We start from the raw sequence: 26503 nt of genomic DNA, 5'->3' as shown, positions 1-26503 counted from the left end.
TCCAAGGATGGATCCACAGCGTTCCCCTTTATTGGCTTGCCGCAGCAGCGTTAAATATGAAGTACCAGGACTATACACCAATGCCTGAAGGCGATGCTGGGGGAAGCACTAAACAATAGTCCGGTGTTAGCTGAATGGTGGAGACAAAAATCAGGGATGCCGTAAATCCTTCCCTGGAGGCGCTTGACCAGCTTCCTGCTGGTCAGGCCCTGATTTTTGCTCCACCATCCAGCTCTACCAGATCGCGGTATAAACGAGCACCTTTTGGTCTATAGGAAATTTCAAATGATCCAAGTCAACCAAACCCAAATTTCTGAACAGGCCATCCTGGCAGAAATGCAGTACCACCCAGCCGATTCGCAGCGTGCTGCCATGCTAAAAGCTGCCGAGTCGCTGGTGATTGCCGAGCTACTGCGCCAACGCGCCCAGCAGCTTGGGATGGAAGTAGCCACCAATCAAAGCAGCACCGGCGAACACGATTACCTGGAACAGCTGATTGAACGCGAAGTGCCCATTCCGACCGCCAGCCGGCAGGAATGCGAGCACTACTACCAGCAAAACCCGCAACGTTTTACCAGCTCGCCTTTACTGGAAGTGCAACACATTCTGCTGGCCGCAGCGCCGGATGATGACCAAGAGCGGGTGCACGCCAAAGCACTGGCCGAAGAATTGCTGCAACAACTGCAGCAAGGGCATGCTTTTGCAGAACTGGCGCGTAAGTACTCGGCCTGCCCTTCCAATCAGACCGGTGGCAGCTTGGGCCAAATCAGCAAAGGCCAGACCGTACCGGAATTTGAGCGTCAACTGTTCGCAGCCGAAGCAGGGCTCTTGCCCTCGCCGGTTGAAAGCCGCTATGGCTTACATGTAGTCTTTATTCAGCAAAAAATCGCCGGCCAGACGCTGCCCTTTGCAGCTGTAGAGCAGAAAATTGCCGATTATCTGAATGAAAAAGTACGCCGAAAAGCCATCGCCCAGTACATCCACACCCTGGTGGTGCAGGCCGAAATCGACGGCTACGATTTTAATCTGTCCGACTCGCCATTAATGCAGTAATGCACCAACCCGGCCATAGTAACGGCCGGGTCCCTCTGCGTCGCAAAAAAACAGCAACTTTATTTTTACCATCGGCTGTCCCTGGGTTAGACTTAAAACGATGCACTTTTTGGAAGGAAAAGCATGCGAGCTCTGATCATTGAACCCAGCCCGACCTACCAGCGCATTTTGTCCCGCATGCTGGAAAGCTACGACTTTGACATTACCTTTGTCGATACCGCTACGGCTGGCTTTCGCGCCATGACTGCTCACCACTTTCAGTTTGTCTGTGTCGCCATGTACCTGGCAGATCTAACCGGCATCGAGTTTTGCCAACAAGCTCGCACCGATGAGCAGGCCAAGCACCTGCCGATTTTTATCGTCACGTCCGAGTCAAATCCCGAGCTGTTGTCTTCGGCCCTGGCCGCCGGTGCTACAGATATCATCCGAAAAGACGACTTGCCACGACTGGAAGAGGCGTTGCATAGCCTGATCCCGCTTGGCCCATTTCGTTACAACATCAGTGGCAAAGCCCTGTATCTGGAAGACAGCCTGACCGTTGCCAAAGCCACCGATGCCAAGTTAAAGCGGCTGGGTCTGTCGATGGATCATGCCTTTTCGATTGCCCAGGCGCTGGAGCTGCTGCAGCACAACAAGTACGAGCTGATCATGACCGATATCGTGCTGCAAGATAATGAAACCGGCATCGACTTTATTCGGCAACTGCGCTCAGAAAGTCGCTTTCAACAAACTCCGATTCTGGCGGTAACCAGTCTGGAAAGCGTCAACCGCCGCATTCTGGCACTGCAATCCGGGGCCAATGACTACATTTCCAAACCGGTATTGGATGAAGAACTCTTTGCCCGCATCAACAACCTGGTGTCAGCCAACCGGTTGGTGGATCAATTGACCCGGGAGCGACAGCGGCTGCTCGAGCTTGCCACCAAAGATCACCTCACCGGCCTGTACAACCGCCACTTTATGGGCGAAGTGGCTAAGCGCCGCTTTGCCGAAGCCCGCAAACATCAGCTGCCGCTGTCCTTGCTGGTGATTGATATCGATCATTTTAAACAAGTGAACGATCAACACGGCCACCATATTGGCGACAAGGTGTTAAAGCGAATTGCCGAAGCATTGCGCCAACAGTTTGCCGAACACGACTGCATTGCCCGCTTTGGTGGCGAGGAGTTTGTGGTACTGCTGCATCAACAGGATCTCACCATGGCCACTGACAAAGCGCACCAGCTCTGCCAGCTGTTGGAGCAGTTGCAACCGGAAGGCATTGCGACCAGCGTCAGCATCGGTGTCACCAGCCTGAGCTCAGCCCGTGAAGAGTTTTTTGATGAAGTCTTTGCCAGAGCCGACAAAGCCTTGTACCAGGCCAAGCAAAGTGGTCGTAATCAGGTGGTCACCGCCAGCTGATTTCAGTCCCTGCTCGGTGCTGGTTGCGCTGGCCATAGCTGGTGTTGCTGCAAAAACCGTTTAGTGATGCTTAATCGCGCCTGGTTACCGATGGAGTTCGCAGCAAGCTGATTGTAGACATGGCTGGCAAAAGGAATTCGCACCAACTCCAATTCAACACCCGCAAGACGGGCATAATCCGCATACCGGTACACCGACCAGGGGGGAACCAGCGCATCTTTCTCTGGTGCCAGAATCAAGGTGGGTGCTGCCCTGGCTGTTAGAAAGCTGTATGAATTGATGGCTGCCACCCGCTCCGGGTAGTGATAAGGATTGCCCCCAAGATAACCACGAAGCAGCATTTTAGGCTCAAAACCTGGCACCGGATACCCATGCTCGTAAATGGCCAAAGGATCGACCGCCGGGTATTGCACTACGACAGCGGCAGCTTGAGGTGGCGTTCCTTCACATGCCGCCAGTTGCATGCCTTCAGCCCACTGATTCGTCAGGTTCAGTGCCAGATTGCCGCCAGCAGAATCCCCCATCACTACCAGTCTTGAGCTATCGCCACCAAAATCAGCCGCATGCTGCTGCAACCAGACCGCAGCACAGTGCACATCGATGGATGCCAGCTGCCAACTGGCTTGCTGTTCAGTCCAGAGCCGGTAATCCGGACTGATCACCAACCAGCCCTGATCAGCAAACCAACGCAAATCCCGGTCAGTTTCCGTACTGGTGCCGGTTTTGAAGCCGCCACCATGAATGTACAGCAATACCGGTGCATCCTTGTTGTCTTCTGGACGATAGATGGCCATGGCTGTTCGCTCGCCGTCGAAAGTGATGCGCTCAACCCAGTCATCCGGACCATCCCCCTGCATGGAGCGCAATGCAAGCCCAGTCCAGAAACTCACCTGACCGCCAGCCTGGTGCGCCGCCGATAGGATGCTGGTCGTAATGTAACCCGAGCCAGCAAGCGCCAATAAGGCCAGTGCCGAAACCAGTCGAGGCAACCAGCCAGTCAGCCGCCAGATGCCAAACACACCCAGTAGTAGACCCACTGTGGCCATTAGCACAAAATGCGGTCCAAACGTCGTCCAGATGGCAGAACTTACCATCGCATGAGCACTTTGAGCGGGATCGCGCATGGCACCGACTACCAGCAGGCTGATAGCGCACATCAGCAGCAAAACACCCCACTGCACTAAGCGCGATAACAGCAATTTAGTATGTTTCACAGCCATTGATGACTCTCCAAGGTTAGCAAGCCTCACCAAACGAGTATAGCAAGCCTACCCACCAGTTGGTAACTGAATGATTTTATTGATCTTCATCAAGAGTTTCATCAACAGCTTACCTAAGATAACAGCAATCACATCAGGAGATTGCCATGAAATCACCACTGTTCGCCCTACCTTGCCTCGCCCTGGTTCCCAGCCTGGCACTGGCCGCTGCTAATAGCAGCGCCAATACCCTGAGCGCTGCGCTGAATGAAAGCCAGCTCAAAGCCAACTTTCGTTACCGCATCGAGCATGTGGATCAGGACAATCCGTTAAAGGACGCCCTGGCATCGACCTTGCGCAGCCGTTTAACCCTGACCACCGGCAAGGCATATGGTTTTTCTGGTTTACTGGAAGTCGATAATGTCAGCGTACTGGGTGGACAAACCTACAACAGCACCGTCAATGGCAATGGCCACTACAGCGTGGTGGCCGATCCGAAAGGCACCGACATCAACCAGGCTGCCCTTAAGTACCAACTGAGTGAAGACACCAGTTTTACGATGGGACGCCAGCGTGTTAACCATCTGAATCAGCGATTTTTAGGCGGTGTCGGCTGGCGGCAGAACGAACAAACCTTTGATGGTTACCGGCTGCAGCATAGTTTTACCCCGGCCATCACACTGGACCTGGCGCTTTTGCACAACGTCAACCGGGTGTTTGGCCCCAAAGGCCCGGCCGCCAATCAGCGTGGTGAATTTTATACTGGTCTTTTAAGCTGGCAGCTCAACCCTAATCAGCAACTGGCAGCCTATGGCTATGATCTGGACTTTAACGACTGGGCCGTGCGCAGTAGCCTGACCTACGGTCTGGATTATCAGGGCAAGTGGGCCTTGGGCGAGCAACAAAGCCTAAGTCTGCAGCTGGCAGCAGCCAGACAGCAAGACCGCCATGATGCGCCGCTCAGTTACCAACACCATTACCACCGGGTACAACTGAGCTGGCAACAGCAAAAACTGCAATTGATAGCTGGCACCGAGCGGCTGGCCGGTGATGGCAGCAGTGCCTTTCAAACGCCGCTAGCAACTCTGCATGCCTTTCAGGGCTTTGCCGATTTATTCTTGGTGACACCGAATGACGGCTTAAGGGATTACTGGCTGGGGGTGCGTCATCCTGCCGGCCCGGTGCAGCTGGCACTGAACTACCACCGCTACCACAGCGACACCGATGGCCGGCGCTATGGCAGCGAGTGGAACCTGACGGCCAGTTACCGTTTCAGCAATCAGCTGCAGGGCATGCTAAAGCTGGCCGATTATCAGGCCAGCAGCTTTGCCGTCGATAGCCGGAAACTCTGGCTGATGCTGAGTTATTCGATTTAACACAAACAGGGATCTGTGCAAGGCTGCATCGACCGGGTAGCGCACTCAGACACGCCGTAAACCCATCCCTGGGGGCTCTGTTTTGCCATCCATGGCAAAAAAGGTCTGCTTAGCGTACCCGATCGCTACAGCCTCGAGTGTAGTTGTAAAGCAACACAAAGCATTTCTTACCAACTCCACAGCCAGTTTTCCTGGCTCCTCTGCACCGCCCCTGGTTTTCAGTGGGCGGTTTTTTTAACTTACCGCAGCACTATCCATGAAGGGGTAAAGGATCCAGCAAGCATGAGGCTCTGAGGGATTGCCAACCCTGGACAGCTGCGAAACCTTGATCCAGATCAAGCTTTGCATCCACAGATGCCCTACCCTAAAACACAAGATATAGACACAAAAACAATCATCAACACTATATATAGGTTTTTATGCTGCGTTTTAGTATCGAACAGGTAGTTTGGCAGGAGGTTCCAGGGGAGGTCTCGCTGGCCTACACCATCACCGGCTGCACACTTGGCTGCAAAGGCTGCCACAGCAGCGAGACCTGGGATGCCAACCGGGGCACCCTGCTGACCGATGAGTACTTTGAGCAACGTCTGAACCAGTACCGGGGCCTGATCAGCTGTCTGCTGTTTTTGGGCGGTGAATGGCAGAGCACGGAACTACAACGCAAGCTGAAGCTGGCGCGCCGGCAAGGCCTTCGCACCTGCCTCTACACCGGGCTGGATGATATCGAGCCAAAGCTAAAAGCTGAACTGACCTATTTAAAAACCGGCCGCTGGCTGCCTGAGCGCGGCGGCCTGGACAGCCCTACTACCAACCAACGACTGGTGGATTTACGCACAGGCCAGAGCCTGAACCACCGTTTTATCCGCTAAGCAAGGAGCTTGACTATGTTACGTTTACAACCAGACCAACTGCAGCAAAAACTGGATTTTATCGACCATTACTTAAGCGCCCAAAACGCCGCCGATGGCTCGAAAATGGATGCCAACGCCAATGTCACCCAAAAAAACATCGCCACCTTAGAAGCCGAAATGATGAAAGACATCTTTATTCAGGTCAATCGTGGCAAAGTCAGCCAGAAAATTGCTGAACTGTTTGGCCCTGAGCTGGCACAAGAGTACGGCCGCCAAATCGAGCAGCACGAGATCTATGTGCACGATGAAACCAGCTTAAAGCCTTATTGCGTCTCGGTCACCCTCTACCCCTTCCTGCGCGATGGCCTGACCAAGCTCGGCGGTGAGTCGAAAGCGCCCCAGCATCTGGAGTCGTTCTGCGGCTGCTTCGTCAATTTTGTCTTTGCCATCAGCAGCCAGTTTGCCGGCGCTGTGGCCACCGTCGAGTTCCTCACCTACTTCGACTACTTTGCCCGCAAAGACTACGGCGACAACTACCTGCAAACCCATCCGAAGCTGATTGCCAACCACCTTCAGCATGTGGTCTATGCGCTGAACCAGCCTGCCGCCGCCCGCGGTTATCAAAGCGTGTTCTGGAACATTTCGGTGTACGATCAGCACTACTTCGACAGCATGTTCGGCAACTTTGTCTTTCCGGATGACGACTTGACCAAACCCAACTGGTCCTCGGTGAATGCCCTGCAACACTTCTTTCTCGATTGGTTTAATGAAGAGCGAAAAAAAACCATCCTGACCTTCCCGGTGGTTACCGTTGCCATGCTGACCGAACAAGGTCAGTGCAAAGATCAGCACTTTGCTCAAAGCATGGCCAAACAGCTGGCCAACGACAGCTCCTTTTTTGTTTATCTGTCGGACAATGCCGATTCGCTGGCCTCGTGCTGCCGACTGCGCAGCGAAATCAGCGACAACACCTTTTCTTACTCACTGGGCGCAGGCGGCGTCGCCACCGGCTCCATCAATGTGATTACCATCAATATGAACCGGCTGGTGCAGGATGGCCGCGATCTGGCCACCGAAGTCGATAAGATCCACAAGTACCAGGTGGCCTACCGCAAGCTGATGGAAGAGTATCTGGCCGCAGGCCTGCTCACCGTGTACGACGCTGGCTTTATCACGCTGGATAAACAGTTTCTCACCATCGGCATCAATGGCATGGTCGAAGCAGCCGAATCGCAAGGCCTGGTGGCCAGCAACAACCCGGCGTACATCGCCTTTGTCCGTGAGCAGCTAAAAACCATTTATGATGCCAACAAAGCCGCCAAAGCCGAGTACGGTTATCTGTTTAACACCGAGTTTGTGCCGGCGGAAAACCTGGGGATTAAAAATGCCAAATGGGACAAAGAAGACGGCTACAAGGTACCGCGCGATTGCTACAACTCCTACTTCTATGTGGTGGAAGACGAGCAGACCAATGCGCTGGATAAGTTTCAGCTGCATGGCAAAGAGCTGTTGGATTACCTGGACGGTGGCTCGGCGCTGCACCTGAACCTGGATGAAAAACTGGATGAAGACGGCTACCTGGCGATGCTGAACATAGCCGCCCATACCGGCTGCAATTACTTCTGCGTCAATGTCAAAATCACCATCTGCAATCAGTGCGAAGCCATCGACAAGCGCACCCTGCACCACTGCAGCCATTGCGGCAGCCTGGATGTCGATCACGGCACCCGGGTGATTGGCTACTTAAAGCGGGTCTCGGCCTTTAGCAGCGGCCGGCGCAAAGAGCATGGGCTGCGGCACTACCACAGAACACCTCAGCCGCTGCCAGCTAAGACCACAAAACCTCAGACCGTTGCCGCAGAGGCTTAACCACCAAACGGCTACCCCATTCGAGGTAGCCACTGCCTCTTTTGCCTGATCGGCCAGCCGCGCTTTGGCTGCTACACTGCTCGACAGTAAGTTAACCGATATCAGGTGCCCTATGTTTTCAACCTATTGTCAATTTATCGAGATGGCCTGCCATCAGGCCGAGCCTCAGCGATTGTTGTTTGTGCTGGCAAAAGTCCAGTTGCCCAAAGACGCAACCCCGGAGCAAAAAGCACGCTTTGAACAAGGTGAAGGCGGTTACCTGGAGTCGGTACTTTGTGTCGATAAACTGCCGGAAGAGGTACGGGATTTTGCGGCTTTTGTTGAGGAGTCGAAAAAAACCGAGCTCGACTGGGATCTGGCCTTTATTTCCAGCATGGAAGGCCGCGCTGGCTTTGCGCCGAACTCCGACGAAGCGGTACAGCCTTTAAAGTTGATGGTGCAGCGGATTGAAGCCGGCCAGGTGGCGAACTTTCTGGCGGTAAATAGACAGGGCGAGCTGTTACAGTTTCAGTAAGCTTCAACCTTAGCTAAGAGCAGCCGTGCAGATACAATCATGAGCAAAAAACCGGATTTGGCAACCGCCATGCTGCAGCTGATCGATGAGGTCAAAAACCGCTTTCCGCTGTACGAGCCTGACACTTATGTCTGCAGTATTCGCAACACCGACTGTCAGGGGTGCCCGAAAAAGCTGCTGGAAATGGTGGATTCGGAGTTGTGTTTTTGGGAAAGCGCCATCCGGCAGGGCCGTACGCCAAAGTTTGATGAGTTACGACGCTTTGGCAAACTCTGCCAAAGCGTCGAGCGCAACTTAATTCGCAATCAGTTGATAGCGGATACCCGAAGCAACTAGTTTCCATCCTGAAACGGCATCCATGCCGTTTCGCAGAGTCGCCAGGAAAAAACGCGGTTTTTCCTGGCTCGCAAAATCAATGCCTTACGCCAATGATTTTGGCAGCACATCCCTGCGCTGCATTAGTGCCCGCCTTTCAGGACGCGCATTAACTAACCAAACAGCATCGGTTTGGCCTTGGCCAGGTGGAAAATCGCCGCCAGCAAGCCAAGCGCCAGTGCAGCAAAGGCAATACGCAGACCTCTGGGCTTGCTGGGTTTCAGCGCCACCAGGCCTGCACCAATGTAGCCGAAAAGCAGCACAATTTTCAGTCCCAGCCAACCGTGCGTCATCAACTGCCAGGGGCCGAGCAGCCAAAGCGCCACTGCAAATGTCAGCAACAAAGTATCGTTGATGTGTGGAATAAAGCGCAGCGGTGTCTGACGCCAGCCCGGCTTGCCCATCGCATCAAGCAGCAAGCGTAGGGTAAACAGCAGCGCTGTTAAATAGGCAAACAGCATATGCAAATGCTTTATCGGAACATAGTACTCCATGGGGATCCTTATGGATTTCAGCTAAGTATGGCTATGGTATACCAGAAAGAGTGCGACTAAAACCCGGCTTCGTTCAATAAAGCCGCCATCCGCTGCAATGCCTCAAGCCCCTGAATATCGGTGGCTTGCAACGGCAGTTGGTAACGCGGCAGCATGGCAAATTCGGTGTTGATCTGCGCCAGATGCTGTTGCTCGATTTGACGCCGCTGCGCCAGAAAATGGCCATCGGCGTCTTCAGGCAATACTCGGTTCACCACCAGGCCAGCCAGTGGCAGCTGTTCTTGCTGCAAGCTTGTCACCGCCCGCATGGTTTCTAAGATGGGCAGTTTTTCTGGTGTCAGCACAAACAACAGCGCCGTTTGCTGATGATTCAATAGGATCTCGCGGGTTCGCTGCAGCAAGCGCTGACGGGCCAGCAAAGTCTCGGCAATGGCTTTGTTGCGTTCATCCATCCCGGACGTGGCGTGCTGGTTGGGATCGCTTATGGGGTTATCCAGATCGCGGCCAGCTTTCGGGGTTAGGTGATCCAGCACATCGCTCAGCTTTTTTGAGTGTTGATTGGCCTGAAGCAAGCCCTGCGTCCAGGCGGCCATGGCTTCCGGTAGGCTGAGCAGTCGCAGCGTATGACCTGTGGGTGCAGTATCAAAAATCAGCAAGTCGTAGTCGCTCAATCCTAGCTCGATGGTGTTAGCAATCCGCTCCAGCATGGCCGCTTCCTGAGCCCCTGGCGATTGGCGGGTTAGGCGCATTTGCCGTTCAACTTCAGCGAACATCTCAGGGCGGGTAAAGCGCTTTAGCTGGGCGCTGACTTTGGCCAGATGCTGCTCGACTTCGCGATCCGGATCCAGCTCCAACCCATCCAGGTTGGGCGCCAGCCGGGTAATACTATCGCCTATCGGCGCCCGGCCAAAGGCATCGGCCAGGCTGTGCGCCGGATCGGTTGAAACCAGCAACACTTTCTGGCCACGTTGACTGGCCAGCACAGCCAGGGCCGAGGAGACGGTGGTTTTGCCCACTCCGCCTTTACCGCCAATCAGCAAAACGCGCTGGCCTGTTAACAGCATCGGAATTGATCCAGAGGCGAATGCTCCATGCCCATGCGCTGATGCCAGTCATGAAAGCGCTCCAGCAACAAGGGTTGCAGCTCAAGGGTGTAGTAACTGGCCGGATTCGGCACCCCCATCATCTCCGAGAACACCAGCAGCATAAAGAGATCGTCTTGCTCGCGCTTCGCCCGGGCAATGGCCGAGCGGTAGGGCGCGTTGTAGGCTTCTTCGGCGTAAAAGCTGGCCTGGCGAAACCAGGCTTTGATGGCATCCAGTTTCATGATTTGCTGACCACCGCTTTGTTGGCTTTGATTTGCCGAGTTAAGGTAGAACTGGCCTCCAAAATCACCAGAATAGCCGCCGCCAGGATGATGATATCCAGCGTAAACAGGAACCAGTCGCCTTGGTCGTAAAAGGCTTTCAGCTGGATCAACAGTCCCAGCGTGGTCATGCAGAGCAAAAACAACAGCGGCGCCAGCGTATACCACATAGGCCGCCCCAGTTTGACCAGCATCACGGTGATCACCAGCAAGGTTAAGCCTGCCAGCAATTGATTGGTGGTGCCGAATAACGGCCAAATCAGCATGCCACCGGCGCCATCGCCGCCGGCACCAAAGGCCAGCAACAGGCAACAACCGACCGCCAGCAAGGTCGCCGGCAGCGTTTTTTGCATCCATCCCAGTTGGTAAATACTGCCCCACTCCTGGAAAATGTAACGCTGCAAGCGCAGGCCGGTATCCATAGTGGTACCGGCAAACAGCACCACCATCACCGTCAGAAGCGTCTGTGCCATCACCGCATTCAGCCCTATGCCCTGCTCTAAAATGTTGGCACCGCCCTGAATAAAGGCGGTCACGCCCCCCTGACCAAAGCTGTGGTAGACCGCCTGCCAGTCGGCCAGGGTGGCAAAGCCGGCACTGACCGCAATGATGGCGGCAAGCGCCAGCGAGCCCTCGCCGATAGCACCGAAGTAACCAACAAAACGCACATCCGGCTCCTTGTCCAGTTGCTTCGAGGTGGTACCACTGGCGACCAGACCATGAAAGCCCGAAATCGCGCCGCAGGCGATGGTGACAAACAGCAGCGGGATCAGCGATGGCGTGCCTGCCGGCACTTCGGTATTAAAGGCCGGTGCCACCACCTCCGGGCTGGCCAGCAACACGGCGCCGTACAACAAGCCCAGGCCAATAAAAAGCTGTATGCCATTGATGTAATCCCGCGGCTGCAGCAGCATCCAAACTGGCAATAGCGAGGCAATGCCAGCGTAGACAAAAAGCAGCACAATCCAGCTTTGCCGATCGGACAAGCCAAACAGGGTTGCTTCAGGCAAGGAAAATGGCAGCATAGGCCCGACATAAATCATGCCGTACAGCGCCACGACCCCAATCACAGTGACCAGCAACAAGCCAATCACCCGGCGGTAAATCAGCTGGCCAATAATCAGCGCCACCACTATGGCGCCCCACACCGGCAAGGAGGCACTGGGGAAGTTGATCAACTGATTGGCAATGACCACCGCAAAAACGGCATTGACCATCAGCAGCACCAGGAAAATCACCACCATAAAAATGCTGCGGGCACGGTTGCCAACAATGTCGCCGGTTAAAGCACCAATGGAGCGGGCTTTGTTGCGGCTGCTGGCCCAGATGGCGCCGGCATCGTGCACGCCGGCAAAGAAAATGGTGCCGAACACCACCCAAAGAAAAGCCGGCACCCAGCCCCAGATCACCGCTATGGCCGGGCCCAGGATCGGCGCAGCGCCAGCCACCGAGGTAAAGTGATGGCCCCATAAAATGTATTTGTTGGTGGGCACATAATCGACCCCATCCTGCAGCTCGTGCGCCGGAGTGCGAAAGTTTGGGTCGACCTGAAAGATCTTTTCGCAGATAAACTTCGAGTAAATGAAATAGCCCAGCGCCATAGCGCCAAGCCCCATCAGCATTAAATAGACGGCATTCATGCCAGCACCTCTTCTATCGGGGCCTTAGATTCAAGCTAGCATGATACAGCAGCCAGCAGATGGCAAGTATTCGACCAAGAGCGAATTGTTCAGCTATTGCTGATGCAACTGCTCTGCCGAAATGCTTGAGCAGCACAGCTGATTTACCTACAATAACGCACTTTCAATTTGCAGCAGAGCCAAACCATGTCCGATACCCCAGCACGCCCGGAATTACCCGATTGCCTTTCCGTTAACCCACGCAGCCCGCATTATGTGAAAGCAATATTCGAGCACGACATTGGCATCCGCGTAAACGGCAAAGAGCGTTTTGATGTGGAAGAGTACTGCATCAGCGAAGGTTGGGTGAAAGTCGCTGCCGGCAAAGCCGTCGACCGCCGCGGTCAGCCGTTGCTGATGAAAATCAAAGGTACGGTGGAAGCGTTTTACCGGGATTGAGTTCATGTCCATGTCATCGAGCTAAACTCGGGTTCACCTGTAACAAAAACTGAACAACGCCAAGTGCCGATAATTCGGTCATCGCAGTGCTTGACAAAAGTAAACTTAGCAGACAAAGAACGGATACAAACTTGGCTGAGATCAAAGTATAGCCGGAGGAATGCTTTAAAGTGAATTAAACGTCCTTCACAGGCAAAATGATATGGCCCTATTATCAAGACCTGAGTTAAATGGCAGCCACGACTCATTATCGTCCCATCGAAAACAGCCACAGATTATTTGGCTGAAATTGGTCATGGCTCTTGGCCTCGCTTTAATTATCCTAGGACATTATTTATGGGTGGTGGTTAAGTTACCTCAAACCATGGGGGTGTCAGGCATAATCCTGGTGGCGGCCCTATCTGCGGTTGGCTTGATCATGTCTTTACCAACAAAAATCTACCTGACCTTGCTGCTGATGGAGCATGAGCGCAAGCTCAAAGAAATGCAGAAAGCGGCCTCCAGCACCCCGGATGAAAATTAGCCTGTTTTCTCTGCTAGCTGCCCCTCATCCATTAACGGCACCGCTTCAGCCAATTGCGTCAGTAAGCTAACCAGTGATTTGGGCAATCGCTCATTGAGCTCAATGGTATCAAGCAGGTTTTTCACCGCCAGGGCCAGCTCGGTATCGCCAAGCAAGGCCAGCTTACGGCGAAAAAACAGCGTATCTGGGTCAGCTTGCTGGGTGATCAACTGCAATAAATCCTGACTGTTGGCCCGAAACAGCACATCCTCAGCACCATCGGCCAGCACTGTTAGCCGGCCTTGTTGCAGCTGCAGGTAAAACCGATAATTTAAATCAGCCACGTCCACCTTCACGGTTTTGCCAGCAAGAAAATCCAGCTCACCGGCCGTTAGCTCCCGGCGAAAAAACCAATTCAGATGTTGGCTAAGCCCAAAGCTGCTGACCGGCTTTGGCAGCAACTGAAGCGCCCGCCCTACCCACAAAGGCCCACGCGCTACCACTTGTTGGATAACCCATTTTCTATTTAACATTCAATCACTTCCACGCAGTTATTCCGGTACACTGATGATACTAAAATCAAGCAGGCTTTGTTTAATCTGCATCAAAGTTTTGCGCCTTGCTTGCTGCCACACTGGGTTAGTTCCGGCAGCAAAACCGCAGGAGTTGTTATGGAGTTACTCTGCCCGGCTGGCAGCGTGCCAGCCTTAAAAGCCGCCATCGAGCATGGTGCCGATGCGGTTTATGTGGGTTTAAAAGACGAAACCAATGCCCGGCACTTTGCCGGCTTAAACCTCGATCAGCTGAAACTAAAAGAAGCTGCCGACTATGTGCACCGCCATGGCCGCAAATTGCATGTCGCTATTAATACCTTCGCCCACCCCAACAGCTGGCAGCGCTGGCAAGAAGCGGTAGACAGTGCGGTCAAAGCCGGTGCCGATGCGTTAATTCTGGCCGATATGGCGGTGCTGGGCTATGCCGCCGAGCGCTACCCCAAAGTTGAGCGCCATTTGTCGGTGCAGGCTTCGGCCACCAATGCCGCCGCCATTGAGTTTTACCGCCAGTACGGCGTATCGCGGGTGGTGCTGCCTCGGGTGCTGTCGCTGCAGCAGGTGCGGGCGCTGGCGCGCAGCTGCAGCATCGATCTGGAGGTCTTTGCCTTTGGTAGCCTGTGCATTATGGCGGAAGGCCGCTGCTATCTGAGCTCTTATTTCACCGGCGAGTCGCCCAATACCGCCGGTGCCTGCTCACCAGCCGCATTTGTGCGCTGGGATGAACACGACGGCCAGCTGGAATCACGTTTAAACGGCGTGCTGATTGATCGTTTTGCACCGGATGAAACCGCCGGCTACCCGACGCTGTGCAAAGGCCGCTTCGATGTGGCCGGCGAGCGTTACCATGTGCTGGAAGAGCCAACCAGCTTAAATACCCTGAGCCTGCTGCCCGAGCTGTACAAAGAGGGCATTGTCTCGCTGAAGATTGAAGGCCGTCAGCGCAGCCCGGCCTATGTTGCCCAGCTGACCAAAGTCTGGCGCCAGGCCATTGATAGCCTGCTGCAAGACCCGGCGCATTTTGAGGTCGCGGCCAACTGGCAACAGGTGCTGGCCGGTTTATCCGAAGGCAGTCAGACCACGCTTGGTGCTTATCACCGGGCCTGGAAATAAAAGCTTAGGAAATAAAAGCATTGGCAGTAATGACTCAGGAAATAAGGAGTCCTTTGATGAAGTTTTCCCTTGGCCCTATTCAGTATTTCTGGCCCAAAGCCCAGGTGCAGCAGTTTTACCGCCAGGCGGCGGATTCGGCTATCGATATTGTCTATCTGGGTGAAACCGTCTGCAGCAAACGCCGTGAGCTGAAACTGGATGATTACCTGCAACTGGCCCATATGCTGCGTGAAGCCGGCAAGCAGGTTTGTCTGTCGACCATGACGCTGCTGGAGGCCCCGTCGGAGCTGCGCGAACTTCGCCGTTACTGTGAAAACGGTGATTTTCTGGTGGAGGCCAACGATGTCGGCGCCATTCAGATGCTGCAGGAGCAAGGCATTACCTTTGTCTGTGGCCCGGCTATTTCCTGCTACAACCAGCACGCACTCCGCCGTTTGGTTGGCATGGGGTTGCAACGCTGGGTGCTGCCGGTGGAGTTATCCGGGCAATGGCTGCGCGATTTGCTCAGCCAAAGCTGCATTCAGGATATCCGTGATTGTTTTCAGACCGAGCTGCTGGCTTTTGGTCATTTGCCACTGGCCTGGTCGGGCCGCTGTTTTACCGCCCGCTCGGAAAATCGTAGCAAGGATCAGTGCGAGCTCTGCTGCATCAAGTACCCCGAGGGACGTACCGTCACCAGCCAGGATGGCAAGCAGGTGTTTGTCCTCAATGGCATTCAAACCCAGTCTGGTGAGCGTTACAACCTGATCAACCAGTTACCACAGATGCAGGGTCTGGTTGACATTGTGCGGTTAAGCCCACAGCATGAAGGCACTTTTGACTGGCTGGCTAAATTTAAAGCCAATTTGCATGGTGAGGCGCCGCAGCCGTTGCCTGGTGGTGATTGCAATGGTTATTGGTTGCAGCTGGCTGGGATGGCGGTGGGGTGAGTGTTGAGTGTTGAGTGTTGAGTGTTGAGTGTTGAATGTTGAATGTTGAATGTTGAATGATTAGCTCGGAGATTTGATGGGACAGCAAGCAAAGATTGGCATAGTTACTGTGAGCGACCGAGCCAGTGCCGGGGTTTATGAAGATATGTCCGGCCAGGCCATTCGTGCCACCTTAAGCGATTATCTGGTCAGCGACTGGCAGGCTGAATACCGGCTGATCCCAGATGAACAGCCGCAGATTGAACAAACTTTGAAAGATCTGGCGAGCGAAGGCTGCTGTTTGATTGTCACCACCGGCGGCACCGGCCCGGCCAAACGGGATGTGACGCCAGAGGCCACCGAAGCGGTGTGCGATCGGATGATGCCCGGTTTTGGCGAACTGATGCGCCAGGAATCGTTAAAGTACGTACCCACCGCCATTTTATCGCGCCAGACCGCCGGCCTGCGCGGCAGTTGCCTCATTATCAACCTGCCCGGCAAACCCAAAGCCATTCGTCAGTGCCTGGATGCGGTCTTTCCGGCCGTGCCCTACTGCATTGATTTGATGGAAGGGCCCTATTTGGAGTGCAACGAAGATGTGATCAAGCCGTTTCGGCCAAAAAGCTAGCGGTGCAACTCCAGCACCCGGCGTTGCTCCAGCGCCAGAGCCTTTAGCCTATCGCCATAAAATTGCTCAAACAGTTGCTGAAAACGGCCGCTTTGCTGCAAGTGGCGCAAGCCGGTTTCCAGCTGTTTGGCCAGCTCGGTATCGGCTTTGTGGGTGTAAAAATAAAACTCATTCGGATAGCGCAGCACCAGGCTTTGCTCAATCACCACATGCTCTGCCGCATGCCGGCGGTGCTCTGCCACTATGGTCATCGCAGAGCGTGGAAAATAATCGGCCAGCCCCTCGTCCAAGGCCTTGTACATGGCCGGGTAACTAAGCTCTCCTTCCACCGTTAAACCATTGTTGACCATCATTTCATAATCGGACCAGCTGTGGTGTTGCAAGCCAACAAAGTTGGCCAGCTGCTCCAAAGAGGTGATCTGGCTAAATTCGTCTTGGCGCTGCTGCTGGATCAGCAAAATACGATGGCCATGCACATTGTTGTACAAGGCGATGGGAATGGCGATAAGGTTCGGATCCTGCTGATGGCGTGCGCCCAGCCAGGCCAGGTTGATGTGCTGGCCGCTTTGCAACGACTGGCGAATCCGCGCGCTGTTCATTTCCTGCTGGCTGTAACCAATCTCTACTGTCAGCCCCTGGCTGGCAAAGGACTCACGCAGCAGACTTTCAATGTACTGATTTTGCACCGAACCCGCATGACTGGAAGACGGCAAGGTCAACTGCACCGACTGCGTGGCAGCGGCGCTGCCAGCGATTAGAAAACACCAGAGAGTAAAATAAAAACGCAGCATAGAGAAAGCCGGCCGGCTAAAAACCTAAGTATAACAAGTGCCCGGGGAAAATTCTGTTAATGGGTAGATTTAGCGCTGCAATAAAAACAACCAAATCACCAGCAGCAAGGTAATAAACCAAAAACCCGACAGCAGCTGCCAGAACAGCAGGCTGCTGGTGCGGGTGTTGCGTTTGACTTCCTCGCGCAGAAAGTCCGGGTTGGGCTGTTTTAAATCACGCAGCAGGCTTTGCAAGGTGGTGTAACGCTGCTGCAGGTCAAAGGCCACGCCTTTTTCCAGCGCTCGGTCGAACCACAGCGGAATGCGCGGGTTGTGCTCGCGGGCCGGGATGTAGCGCAGGCGATCAAAATCGCTGGCGGTGCGGCAATCTTCGATTTTACTGCCATAAGGCAACTGGCCGGTAAACAGCTCGTAGCAGATGGTGGCCAGCGAATAGACATCGCCCTGAATGCCGGAGTTGTGGCCTTGCAGGTACAAGGGATCGGAATAACTGGCGGTGCCAAGCGCCGCTTCGTGCTCCAGCGGCACAAAAATTTCGGCCACCCCGGCAACAAAGACCGAGCCAAAATCAACGATTTTGACCTGATCATCGGCGGTGACCAGGATATTGCCCGGTTTCAGATCCTGATGAATGGCCTCACAGTCGTGGAAAGCCTGCAAGCCCTTGGCGATTTGCTCCACCAGCTTGATGGCCCGGCCGGGTTTAACCGACTGCTGCTGCGCCATCCACTGCTCCAGGCTCTGGCCTTGCACGTATTCCATCAGATAATACAAAAAACTGCGCGGCCGGCTTTGCCGGATCACTTTGACCACATAAGGGCTTTGAATACGGCTGCCAATCCACTCCTCGCGGATAAAGCGGTCGATGTAATTGGGATCGTCGCTGTAATTGACCGACGGGCATTTTAAAATCAGGCTCTTTTCCGTGTCGGTATCGGTCACCAGATACAAATGGCTGCGCTCACTGGCATAGAGCTCGCGCTCGATGCGGTAGCCATCCACTTTCATCCCTGGCGCCAGCACCGGCGGAAACGGCAGCCGGGTTAATCGCTCGTTGTAATCGTCGATGCTCTCGTCGGGCAGTGCGTCCACCCGGGCCAGCACAATGGAAATATTGTCATCCGAGCCCTGGCGAAGCGCCAGCTCAGTCAGGGCCTGCACTTTTTGTTCGGCGCTGCTGTCGCTAAGCAGTTGCTCCAGCAATTGCTGCTCAGTCACAAAGTCGTGCAGGCCATCGCTGCTCAGCACAAACCAATCCCCTGGCTGCAGCTGCTGGCGGCCAGCATCCAGTTGCAACTGGTTGCTCATGCCAAGCGCCCGCGCCAGAAACTGGCGTTTGTCCTGCAATACCGTGCTGTGATCGGTGCTAAGCTGGCTGAGCTGGCTGCCACGGCAATGCCAGATACGGCTATCGCCAATATGGAAAAAATAAGCGGTCTGCGATTTAAGCACCAAAGCGCTGAAAGTACACAAATGGCCTTTCAGCTCATTGGCAAAAGCATGGCTACGGCGGTACAGCCGCAAGTTGATGGTGGATAGCACCTGCTCGGCGCTTTGGCGCACCGACCAGGTATCGGGGGTATTGAGGTAATCCTGCACAAAAGACGTGACCGCCGCCTGGCTGGCCTCGCGGCCGGCTTCGGCACTGCTGACCCCATCGGCCAGTGCCAGCACCGCCCCTTTGTAGGTACGCAGGTAAGGATCGTCCGGCAGCTGCCAGCACACAGCATCCTCGTTGCCGGTTTTGCCGCCAGCCTCACAGCTGGCGGCGATGGTCAGTTGCAGCAGCGGTGCGCTCAATGCAATCCCCGTTATTTATGGCCAACGTCGATGGTGTGAACGGTACCATCCGGCAGCACTTCGGTGATATGGCCTTTCGGATTGTCCAGGAACAGAATCGCCACCAGCCCTACCAGCGCTGAAGCCGCAATCACAAAGAAGAAGGTACTGTAGCTAACAAAGCTGAGCACGGTCAAATAGACCACAGCCCCAACATTGCCGTAAGCGCCGGCCATACCGGCGATCTGGCCAGTCATGCTGCGTTTGATCAGCGGGATCATCGAGAACACAGCGCCCTCACCAGCCTGCACAAAGAACGAACAGGCCATGGTCACCAGCACCGCCAGCGGGATCCACCAGTAGCTGTCGATCAGCCCCATCAGGAAATACCCCACCGCCAGACCGGCAATCAACACCAGCATGCTGCGACGACGGCCGAATTTATCCGAGAACCAACCGCCCATCGGCCGCGATACCAGATTCATAAAGGCAAAGCCAGATGCCAATAAGCCCGCTGTGACCGGTGTTAAACCCTCAAAGGTTTGCAAGAAGAACAGCGGCAGCATCGACACCACCGCCAGTTCCGAGCCAAAGGTAGCAAAATAAGCCACATTCAAAATACCCACTTGCTTAAAGGAGTACTTCTGCATTTCCGGCACCCCCTCGCGCAAATGATCGGCATTGATGCGCCAGGTTTGCTGTGTCTGGAAGATAAAGAGCAGCACCAGAATGCCGAGGAAAATGTACATCCAGCTCTCATCAAACAGATTCACACCAGCCGGCGACAAGCGCCAAGCCAGGATCCCAAGTGCCAGGTACATCGGAATGTTCATCGCAATCAACAACCAGAGATCGCCCCAGCTGGTGACTTCCATCGCCCCGGTTTTCTTTGGCTTGAAGTAAATCGAGCCCTTGGGGGTATTGCGGGCGTACTTGTAAAACACCAGGCCGTACAGGCCACACACCACACCGACACTGGCAATGGCGTAGCGCCAGCCATCATCGCCACCATACATCAGCGCAATAGTGGGCAGCAGCATGGCCGCAGCGGCCGAGCCAAAGTTGCCCCAGCCTCCGTAAATGCCTTCTGCCGTGCCCACCTGATGGGCCGGAAACCATTCACTGACCAGGCGAATACCAATGACAAAACCAGCACCGACAAACCCCAGCAAGAAGCGGAAAATCGCCAGACTGGTGTAGCTGTTGGCAAAGGCAAAGCCAATACACAAAAAGGCCGAGATAATCAGCAAGCCGGAATAGATAATACGCGGGCCATATTTATCAACCAGCATCCCCACAACAATTCGCGCCGGTATGGTGATGGCCACGTTTAAAATCAACAGAGCGCGAATTTGCGCATCGGTCAGGCTTAAACTGGCCTGGATCGACGACAGCAAAGGCGCATGGGCAAACCAGACCGCAAAGGTTAAAAAGAACGCAAACCAGGTCAGGTGCAAAGTTTTAATTTTCGGGTCGCTGAATCGCAGCAGATTCAGACTGCCAGTGTCAGACATAACTCACCTCAGGTGTGAAAGGACAATTCCTGGCGCCAGTGTCTGCGCCTTTGCCAGAGCATAACTTGATCTGCATCAACAGGAAAAACCATTGAAATTACAAGGAAAAGCCGGATTACCCCCTTGGTGATAACGGCACGCAAGCGCCAGCACCACTCACCACTGAACCCCCTACCCCCAACGGAGTAGTCGCAGGAAGCAGCGCATCGATAAAAGCTTCTTCGGGGTATTCCCTGGGAGCCGGGCAAGCCGGATAAAAGCTGGGTATCATGACAAGGATCACCCAACGCGGGAACCACAGCCGGATGAGCCTTATGCTATGAATGCGACCTTGCCCCATGCCTGGCGCGCCCTGACCATGGCGACCCTGGCCTTTGCTGCCAATTTCTCGGTCTGGACCCTGTATGCGGTACTGGCCATCGATTTTCAGGACAAGCTGGACTTAACCGGGACCGAGCTGGGTATTTTGCTGTCGGCTCCCATCTTGTCCGGCGCTTTGTTGCGTTTTCCGCTGGGTATTCTGTCGGAGTACCAAAGCGCCCGCAGCCTGTGGCTGTGGCAAATGGCGCTGACGATACCGGCGCTGTTGCTGCTGCCGTTGATTGGCAGTTTTCAGGGCTTTTTCTGGCTTGGGCTCTGGATTGGCGTCAGTGGCGTGTCTTTTACCTTTGGCATTCGCTATGTCACCGACTGGTTTAGCCGCGAGCAGCAGGGCCTGGCGCTGGGCATTTTTGGTGCTGGCAATGCCGGTGCTGCTATTTCGCTGATTTTGCTGCCCTTGTTGGTGCAATGGCAGGGCTGGAGTTGGACCGGGCCGGCCTATGCCGCTGGCTTGCTGTTTATGCTATTGCTGTTTGCTGGCCTGGCGCCAAAACTGCCAGCTTATGTGCAAAGCTATCAGCCCCCCTGGCGTGAACAGCTCAAGCCGCTGCGTCACTCCCAGGTCTGGCGGTTTGGCCTCTATTATTATTTTGTGTTTGGCAGTTTTTTGGCGCTGATCCTCTGGCTACCGCAGTACTACATGCAGGCCTACCAGCTCGATCTGCAGCAGGCGATGGCTTTTACGCTGTTTTTTGTCACCACCTCCAGCATGGCCCGGGCACTGGGCGGCTGGTTTGCCGATCGCTACGGTGGCCGCGCCGTCAACTGGAGCGTGTTCTGGGTCTGCTTGGTCTGTCTGTTCTTCTTGAGCTACCCGCCCACCACCATGACCATTCATGGGCTGGAACGTGATGTCGAGCTGACCATTGAAATCAATCTCTGGCTTTTTACCGCGCTGATTTTTGTCATCGGCGTGGCCCAGGGCTTTGGCCGCGCCAGTGTGCTGAAAATTACCCACGACCATTACCCGCAGCAGATGGGCTCAGTTGGTGGCATCATCGCCACCATTGGCGCTTTGGGTGGCTGCACCCTGCCGATTGCCTTTGGTGCCGCTCAGGATGCGCTTGGCATTGCCAGTGCCAGCTTTATGGTGCTGTACGCCGTATTGGCACTGTGCATGACCATGATGTTTTTTGCCATTCGCAGCGAGCAAGTGCAAAAGCAACTGCAGGCGGCCCTGGCCAGTAACTTTTTTGAGGACAACGACGATGCAAATCACTGATGTACAACAGGAAGAAGCGTTAAAGCCCCTGCTGCGCCAGGCCTTTCGGCCACTGTTTTTATTCGGTGCCCTGTTCAGCTTGCTGGCCATGCTGCTGTGGGGGCTGGCGCTCAGCGGCCTGATTGCCCTGCAGCCTTATGGCGACTTGCTGTTCTGGCACCAGCACGAAATGCTGTTTGGTTTTGTCGCCGCTATTATTGTCGGCTTTTTGCTGACCGCGGTACAAAACTGGACCGGCCTGCGTGCTACCCATGGCGGTCCCCTGCTCTGGCTTACCCTGGTATGGCTGGCCGCCAGGGCCCTGATGCTGTTGGGTGGTTCACTGCCCGGCGTTGTGGTGGCGGCGGTTGATCTGGCTTTTTTACCTCTGGCGGCGCTGCTGTTTGGCCGCATCCTGCTGAAAGCCGGCCAAAGCCGTAATCTGTTTTTTGTGCCGGTACTGCTGCTACTGACCGCCTGCAATGCGCTGATGCACGCAGGGGTCATTTTGGAGCAGCCGCTGTACAGCCAACACGGCATGCTCAATACCATCTGGTTGATTACCCTGGTGATGGCCATCGTCTCTGGCCGGGTGCTGCCGATGTTTACCGCCAATGGCACCCAAACACCGCGCATCGAAGCCAAACCCTGGCTGGATAACGCCGCCCTTGGCGCACTCTGGCTGATATTTGCGCTGCACTTTGTGCTGCTGGTCAGCTGGCTACCGGCCAACCTGATGGCGCTGCTGTATGCAACGGCCTCTTTGCTCTGCTTGTGGCGACTGCTGCGGGTCAAAATCTGGCTGACCTTTCGGGTGCCCTTGCTCTGGTCGCTGCATATCGCCTGTTACTTTATTCCTGTTGGGCTGGCGCTGTTCGCTGCCAAAGCCGCTGGTCTGGCAGTCAGCCAAAGCACCGCCATTCATGCGCTGACCGCGGGTGCCATGGGGGTGATGATCCTGGCGATGATGGCGCGGGTCTCGCTGGGCCATACCGGCCGTATGCTGCAACCCAAGCCGGTGATGGCGGCGGCTTTTGTGCTGCTGATTGCTGCCGTTATGCTGCGGGTACTGACCCAGTGGCTGCCGGGTTTTGCGCTGTATTGGTACCAACTGGCCATTGGCGGCTGGGTGCTGGCGTTTGGCTGTTACTGCCTGGTGTACTGGCCAGTACTCACTACGCCAAGAGCCGATGGCCGGCCGGGGTAAGTACACCACGGAGCCCTTACCTCTGATGGGGTAAGGGCTTCGCATCTTTGATGCACATCAAACTGTTGCTGCTGTGGCTGCCTACACTGAAGTTTCCGACTAAAAAAATGGGAACACCACGCATGGCAACAACAGAACTCGACTTAACACAACAACCCCTGGTCTATGCCTGTTCCGGCTGCTCCAATGTCGCCCAGTTGGCCAATGATCTGGCCGTAGTGCTGGATCGCCAGGGGCTGGCCCAGATGTCCTGCATTGCCGGGGTGGGCGGCCATGTCAAACAGCTGTTGAAAGTAGCCCAATCCGGCCGGCCAATCCTGGCCATTGATGGCTGCCCGCTCAATTGTGTGCGTCAAACCCTGGCGCAGCACGACATAGTACCGACCTACCATCTGGAGCTAACAAGTCTCGGCTACAAAAAACAGGATCACCAGGATTGCAGCATCAGCGACGCCTACCGCTTGCTGCATCAGGTGCAAACCGAAGTGCTGCCACAGCTGGCTGTTCATCCTAAAGCCTGATCCGGGCCAGCAGCTTAGCCCTAACCGGCACCAGCCCCCTGGCCACAGACCGCGCAATGGGGATCCGCCGGTAGCTGAAACGACTGCCACTGCCCTTGCAGCGCATCAAACAAGTGCAAGCGGCCATAGCCAGGTTCGCCCACGCCAGCCACAATTTTAATGGCTTCCAGCGCCTGCATGCTGCCAATCACGCCCACCAAAGGCGATAACACGCCCGACTCCATGCAGCTGAGTTGCTGCTCGCCAAACAACTGGCTTAAGCACTGATAGCAGGCGTGCTTGCCATCCATCGGGAAACTGATCACCTGACCTTCCAGCCGGATGGCCGCACCGGATACCAGCGGCGTGCCCGTAGCAAAGCAGGCTGCATTGATGGCATTGCGGGTGGCCAGGTTGTCGCTGCAATCAAGCACCAAATCGTAATCGGCCAGCATCGTCTGCAGCTCCTGTTGCTCGAATCGCCGGGTCAGAGCACTCAGCTGAGTATCCGGGTTCATACCGCTGAGATGACGCAGCGCCACCTCGGCTTTAGACTGGCCCAAATCACTTTCACGAAATAGGATCTGCCGCTGCAGATTGCTGCTGTCAATCGTATCATCATCCACCAGCGTTAAAGCGCCGATGCCGCTGGCAACCAGATAAGGTGCGGCGGCGCAGCCAAGACCACCGACACCAATTTGCAAGACCCGTGAGGCCAGTAAGGCCTCCTGCCCGGCAAAATCCATCGCCGGCAGCATCAGGTGGCGGCTGTAGCGCAGGCTTTGTGCGGTGGTCAGTTCTTTAAGCGCTTCTCTACGTGCTTTGGTCATGAGGGTTCTCCATCGGATTGACCGATACCGGCTCTGGCCGCAGCCATAACCAGGTGGCTACAGCGGCTAAAAAGGGTGGCAGAATAATTTTTAACAGCACAGGGGCCGCCGAAAACCACATCAGCAGCACCGAGCCAGTCATCATCAGACTGGCCAGCCATTTGGCACGACGTGATACAGCGCCGTGCTGACGCCAGGCTAAAATAGGCGGGCCATAACGCGGGTGCTGCAGCAGCCACAGCTCAAGCGCCGGCCAGCCCTTGCCCGCAGCCCAGGCCGACAGCAATAAAAAAGGCACAGTCGGCAAGCCCGGCAATGGGATCCCAAGCAGCCCCAGCAGCAAGGCTTTAATAGCCAGCAAGCGCCAAAGCAATACCTTTAGCCAATGCCAAACTTTTAAGCTGTTCATGCTTGCCCCCGGCTCGCTTTCAGGCCCAGCTTTTGCGCCAGTTTGTGCAGGTTGCTGGCATCCACCCCTAAGCTGCGGGCCGCATCGGCCCAGCACTGTTGATGTTGCTGTAAAGCTTCCTGGATCAGCTGGCGCTGGGTGCATTGTATTGCCTGTTTTAGTGTCAAACCGTTCAAGACTGTTTGTTTTAGCGTTAAACCGTTCAAGTCGGCTGTAGCTGCCGTTTCTGTTAGCGCGGTGGCAGTTTGCTGAGCATCAGCCAGCCCCAGCCAGTCGGCCTGCAGCGTCACAATGTCTTGTCGGCTGGCGCCCTGACTAAGCGCCTGAATGGCTGCCCGGCTCAGTACATGCTCCAGCTCGCGCACATTGCCCGGCCAGTGGTACTGCAGCAGTAATTGCTCCGCCTCGGGCGCAAAACGCAGACTGCGAAACCCCAGCCGCACCCGGTTTTGCTCCAGAAAATGACCGGCCAACAGCAAAATATCCAGTTCACGCTCGCGCAGCGGCGGAATAGGCAATGGATAAACCGACAGCCGGTGGTACAAGTCGGCCCGAAACTCGCCCTGCTGCACCCGCTCGGCCAGTTGACGGTTGGTGGCAGCGACGATGCGTACATTGACCTGACAAGGCTTGTCGGTGCCAAGGCGCTGTACCTCGCCGTTTTGCAGCACCCGCAGCAGTTTGGCCTGAATGGATAGTGGCAACTCCCCCACTTCATCCAAAAACAAGGTGCCACCATCGGCGGCTTCAAAACGGCCGGCCCTATCCTGCCCGGCACCGGAAAACGCCCCTTTGACATGACCAAACAGCTCACTCTCGGCCAGGGTTTCCGGCAAGGCCGCGCAGTTGATGTACACCAGCGGCTTTTTGCTGCGGGGAGATAACTGGTGCAAACGTCTGGCAAAGAGCTCTTTGCCGGTACCGGTTTCGCCGAGCAGCAGTACCGGCAGCTCGGAGTCGGCCACCACATCGAGCTGTCGCAACACCTGCTGCAGGGCTTTGCTCTGGCCAATAATGCCGCTATCCGCCTGGCTGGCGACAAGTCGGGGCTCGCTGTCGCTGCGACTTTGCCGCAGCACCCGGTTGTCCCGCTCCAGCCGACAGACCCGGATAATGGCCTCGATTAAAAAGCTGTAGTGCTGCAAGCGCGCTTCACTGGCCGCATCAAAAGTGCCGGCTTGTAGCGCATCCAGGGTAATGGCGCCCCAGCATTCTCCTTCGAGGTACAGGCTCATGCCCATGCAATCATGCACCGCCAGCGGCTGCTCTGGCTTCGCATCCAGCAAGCCATCGTAGGGATCGGCCAAGCTGGAGTCCGGTGCAAACCGAACCGGTTGCCGGCTGGCCATGATGGTCGCTAGCCTTGGATGATGCGCCACCGCAAAGTGCCGGCCCAGCGCTTCGCGTGCCAGCCCTTGCATCGCCACCGGCTTTAAATAGTCCTGCTGCTTTTGGAGCAACACCACAGCCCCGCAGCCAAACTCAGCCATCAGATTGCTGACCAGCCGCTGCAGCCGGACCGGTGCCGGTAACTCGGTCACCAGATCGGCCAGTAAGATGGTTGGTAATACCGTCATTTTCACCATCCAGGGTAAATAAAACCATTATGAATT

Annotated in this window: 27 protein-coding genes; 15 read left to right on the top strand and 12 right to left on the bottom strand. The window is 55.3% G+C overall.

Annotation, left to right across the window (positions count from 1 at the left end):
* Window positions 1-285: 285 nt before the first annotated feature.
* A complete protein-coding gene (locus tag Q3O59_RS05305; protein ID WP_305944586.1) occupies window positions 286-1053 on the top strand; it encodes a peptidylprolyl isomerase in 768 nt (255 codons plus the stop codon).
* Window positions 1054-1176: 123 nt separating this feature from the next.
* Window positions 1177-2454: a diguanylate cyclase gene (locus Q3O59_RS05300; protein WP_305944585.1), complete on the top strand. Its 1278-nt coding sequence runs from the start codon at window positions 1177-1179 to the stop codon at window positions 2452-2454.
* A gap of 2 nt (window positions 2455-2456) precedes the next feature.
* Here Q3O59_RS05300 and Q3O59_RS05295 read toward each other — a convergent pair whose 3' ends face one another.
* Window positions 2457-3674, bottom strand: a complete 1218-nt coding sequence (locus Q3O59_RS05295) for an alpha/beta hydrolase (protein ID WP_305944584.1) — start codon at window positions 3672-3674, stop codon at window positions 2457-2459.
* A 146-nt stretch (window positions 3675-3820) separates the two neighbouring features.
* On the opposite strand from Q3O59_RS05295, the gene Q3O59_RS05290 reads away from it, so the two are divergent.
* The 5 genes from Q3O59_RS05290 to Q3O59_RS05270 all read left to right on the top strand — a co-directional run bounded on the left by Q3O59_RS05290 (window position 3821) and on the right by Q3O59_RS05270 (window position 8599).
* Window positions 3821-5029: an alginate export family protein gene (locus Q3O59_RS05290; RefSeq protein WP_305944583.1), complete on the top strand. Its 1209-nt coding sequence runs from the start codon at window positions 3821-3823 to the stop codon at window positions 5027-5029.
* Window positions 5030-5448: 419 nt separating this feature from the next.
* The gene (gene nrdG / locus Q3O59_RS05285) at window positions 5449-5898 is read left to right on the top strand and encodes an anaerobic ribonucleoside-triphosphate reductase activating protein (protein ID WP_305944582.1); all 450 of its coding nucleotides are present in this window, start codon (window positions 5449-5451) and stop codon (window positions 5896-5898) included.
* Window positions 5899-5913: 15 nt separating this feature from the next.
* Window positions 5914-7749: an anaerobic ribonucleoside-triphosphate reductase gene (gene nrdD / locus Q3O59_RS05280; protein WP_305944581.1), complete on the top strand. Its 1836-nt coding sequence runs from the start codon at window positions 5914-5916 to the stop codon at window positions 7747-7749.
* Between the two features lie 112 nt (window positions 7750-7861).
* Window positions 7862-8263, top strand: coding sequence for a ribonucleotide reductase subunit alpha (locus Q3O59_RS05275; RefSeq protein ID WP_305944580.1), 402 nt, complete (start codon window positions 7862-7864; stop codon window positions 8261-8263).
* A 39-nt stretch (window positions 8264-8302) separates the two neighbouring features.
* Window positions 8303-8599, top strand: a complete 297-nt coding sequence (locus Q3O59_RS05270) for a hypothetical protein (RefSeq protein ID WP_305944579.1) — start codon at window positions 8303-8305, stop codon at window positions 8597-8599.
* A gap of 152 nt (window positions 8600-8751) precedes the next feature.
* Here the strand turns inward: Q3O59_RS05270 and Q3O59_RS05265 are convergent, their stop codons facing one another.
* Genes Q3O59_RS05265 through Q3O59_RS05250 form a run of 4 tightly spaced genes read right to left on the bottom strand, consistent with a single transcriptional unit; the run spans window position 8752 to window position 12138 of the window.
* Entirely contained in the window at window positions 8752-9132 is a 381-nt protein-coding gene (locus Q3O59_RS05265) for a SirB2 family protein (RefSeq protein WP_305944578.1), read from the bottom strand.
* 56 nt (window positions 9133-9188) lie between these two features.
* Complete coding sequence (locus Q3O59_RS05260; protein ID WP_305944577.1) at window positions 9189-10196, bottom strand: ArsA family ATPase; 1008 nt, start codon at window positions 10194-10196, stop codon at window positions 9189-9191.
* Complete coding sequence (locus Q3O59_RS05255) at window positions 10187-10459, bottom strand: cory-CC-star protein (RefSeq protein ID WP_305944576.1); 273 nt, start codon at window positions 10457-10459, stop codon at window positions 10187-10189. The genes Q3O59_RS05260 and Q3O59_RS05255 overlap by 10 nt, the downstream gene beginning before the upstream one ends.
* Window positions 10456-12138, bottom strand: a complete 1683-nt coding sequence (locus tag Q3O59_RS05250) for a carbon starvation CstA family protein (protein WP_305944575.1) — start codon at window positions 12136-12138, stop codon at window positions 10456-10458. The genes Q3O59_RS05255 and Q3O59_RS05250 overlap by 4 nt, the downstream gene beginning before the upstream one ends.
* A 186-nt stretch (window positions 12139-12324) precedes the next feature.
* Between Q3O59_RS05250 and Q3O59_RS05245 the strand changes: the two genes are divergently transcribed.
* Entirely contained in the window at window positions 12325-12576 is a 252-nt protein-coding gene (locus tag Q3O59_RS05245) for a DUF3297 family protein (protein ID WP_305944574.1), read from the top strand.
* Between the two features lie 202 nt (window positions 12577-12778).
* Window positions 12779-13099, top strand: coding sequence for a hypothetical protein (locus Q3O59_RS05240; protein ID WP_305944573.1), 321 nt, complete (start codon window positions 12779-12781; stop codon window positions 13097-13099).
* Here Q3O59_RS05240 and ubiT read toward each other — a convergent pair.
* Window positions 13096-13611 (bottom strand): ubiquinone anaerobic biosynthesis accessory factor UbiT, encoded by a 516-nt coding sequence (gene ubiT, locus Q3O59_RS05235; protein WP_305944572.1) that lies wholly within the window; start codon window positions 13609-13611, stop codon window positions 13096-13098. The two genes, Q3O59_RS05240 and ubiT, sit on opposite strands and share 4 nt — an antisense overlap.
* Before the next feature lie 138 nt (window positions 13612-13749).
* On the opposite strand from ubiT, the gene ubiU reads away from it, so the two are divergent.
* From ubiU to mog, 3 genes are all read left to right on the top strand, one after another.
* Window positions 13750-14742 carry a ubiquinone anaerobic biosynthesis protein UbiU gene (gene ubiU / locus Q3O59_RS05230; RefSeq protein WP_305944571.1) on the top strand — a complete coding sequence of 331 codons (993 nt, stop codon included), beginning with the start codon at window positions 13750-13752 and terminating at the stop codon, window positions 14740-14742.
* A gap of 56 nt (window positions 14743-14798) precedes the next feature.
* Window positions 14799-15671 carry a U32 family peptidase gene (locus tag Q3O59_RS05225; RefSeq protein WP_305944570.1) on the top strand — a complete coding sequence of 291 codons (873 nt, stop codon included), beginning with the start codon at window positions 14799-14801 and terminating at the stop codon, window positions 15669-15671.
* Window positions 15672-15747: 76 nt separating this feature from the next.
* Window positions 15748-16278 carry a molybdopterin adenylyltransferase gene (gene mog / locus Q3O59_RS05220; protein ID WP_305944569.1) on the top strand — a complete coding sequence of 177 codons (531 nt, stop codon included), beginning with the start codon at window positions 15748-15750 and terminating at the stop codon, window positions 16276-16278.
* Here mog and Q3O59_RS05215 read toward each other — a convergent pair.
* The 3 genes from Q3O59_RS05215 to Q3O59_RS05205 form a co-directional block, all read right to left on the bottom strand.
* The gene (locus Q3O59_RS05215; RefSeq protein WP_305944568.1) at window positions 16275-17069 is read right to left on the bottom strand and encodes a transporter substrate-binding domain-containing protein; all 795 of its coding nucleotides are present in this window, start codon (window positions 17067-17069) and stop codon (window positions 16275-16277) included. The two genes, mog and Q3O59_RS05215, sit on opposite strands and share 4 nt — an antisense overlap.
* Before the next feature lie 69 nt (window positions 17070-17138).
* Complete coding sequence (locus Q3O59_RS05210; protein ID WP_305944567.1) at window positions 17139-18869, bottom strand: bifunctional protein-serine/threonine kinase/phosphatase; 1731 nt, start codon at window positions 18867-18869, stop codon at window positions 17139-17141.
* 11 nt (window positions 18870-18880) lie between these two features.
* Complete coding sequence (locus Q3O59_RS05205) at window positions 18881-20362, bottom strand: NarK family nitrate/nitrite MFS transporter (RefSeq protein ID WP_305944566.1); 1482 nt, start codon at window positions 20360-20362, stop codon at window positions 18881-18883.
* A gap of 319 nt (window positions 20363-20681) precedes the next feature.
* Between Q3O59_RS05205 and Q3O59_RS05200 the strand changes: the two genes are divergently transcribed.
* The 3 genes from Q3O59_RS05200 (at window position 20682) to Q3O59_RS05190 (ending at window position 23672) form a co-directional block, all read left to right on the top strand.
* On the top strand, window positions 20682-21965 hold the full coding sequence (locus Q3O59_RS05200) for an MFS transporter (protein ID WP_305944565.1): 1284 nt from the start codon (window positions 20682-20684) through the stop codon (window positions 21963-21965).
* Window positions 21952-23151: an NnrS family protein gene (locus Q3O59_RS05195; protein WP_305944564.1), complete on the top strand. Its 1200-nt coding sequence runs from the start codon at window positions 21952-21954 to the stop codon at window positions 23149-23151. Before Q3O59_RS05200 ends, Q3O59_RS05195 begins: the two co-directional genes overlap by 14 nt.
* Before the next feature lie 122 nt (window positions 23152-23273).
* A complete protein-coding gene (locus Q3O59_RS05190) occupies window positions 23274-23672 on the top strand; it encodes a putative zinc-binding protein (RefSeq protein WP_305944563.1) in 399 nt (132 codons plus the stop codon).
* Between the two features lie 20 nt (window positions 23673-23692).
* Here the strand turns inward: Q3O59_RS05190 and Q3O59_RS05185 are convergent, their stop codons facing one another.
* From Q3O59_RS05185 to norR, 3 genes are read right to left on the bottom strand one after another with little or no spacing between them, the layout of a single operon-like run.
* Window positions 23693-24481 (bottom strand): HesA/MoeB/ThiF family protein, encoded by a 789-nt coding sequence (locus Q3O59_RS05185; RefSeq protein ID WP_305944562.1) that lies wholly within the window; start codon window positions 24479-24481, stop codon window positions 23693-23695.
* Entirely contained in the window at window positions 24465-24890 is a 426-nt protein-coding gene (locus tag Q3O59_RS05180; protein ID WP_305944561.1) for a YbaN family protein, read from the bottom strand. Before Q3O59_RS05180 ends, Q3O59_RS05185 begins: the two co-directional genes overlap by 17 nt.
* The gene (gene norR / locus Q3O59_RS05175) at window positions 24887-26467 is read right to left on the bottom strand and encodes a nitric oxide reductase transcriptional regulator NorR (protein WP_305944560.1); all 1581 of its coding nucleotides are present in this window, start codon (window positions 26465-26467) and stop codon (window positions 24887-24889) included. Before norR ends, Q3O59_RS05180 begins: the two co-directional genes overlap by 4 nt.
* Between the last annotated feature and the right edge of the window lie 36 nt (window positions 26468-26503).

Origin of the sequence: Alkalimonas delamerensis (assembly GCF_030717955.1) — a bacterium.
Lineage (GTDB): Bacteria > Pseudomonadota > Gammaproteobacteria > Enterobacterales > Alteromonadaceae > Alkalimonas > Alkalimonas delamerensis.
Note: the sequence above shows the minus strand (reverse complement) of the source record. Positions and strands in the feature narration are given on the sequence as shown.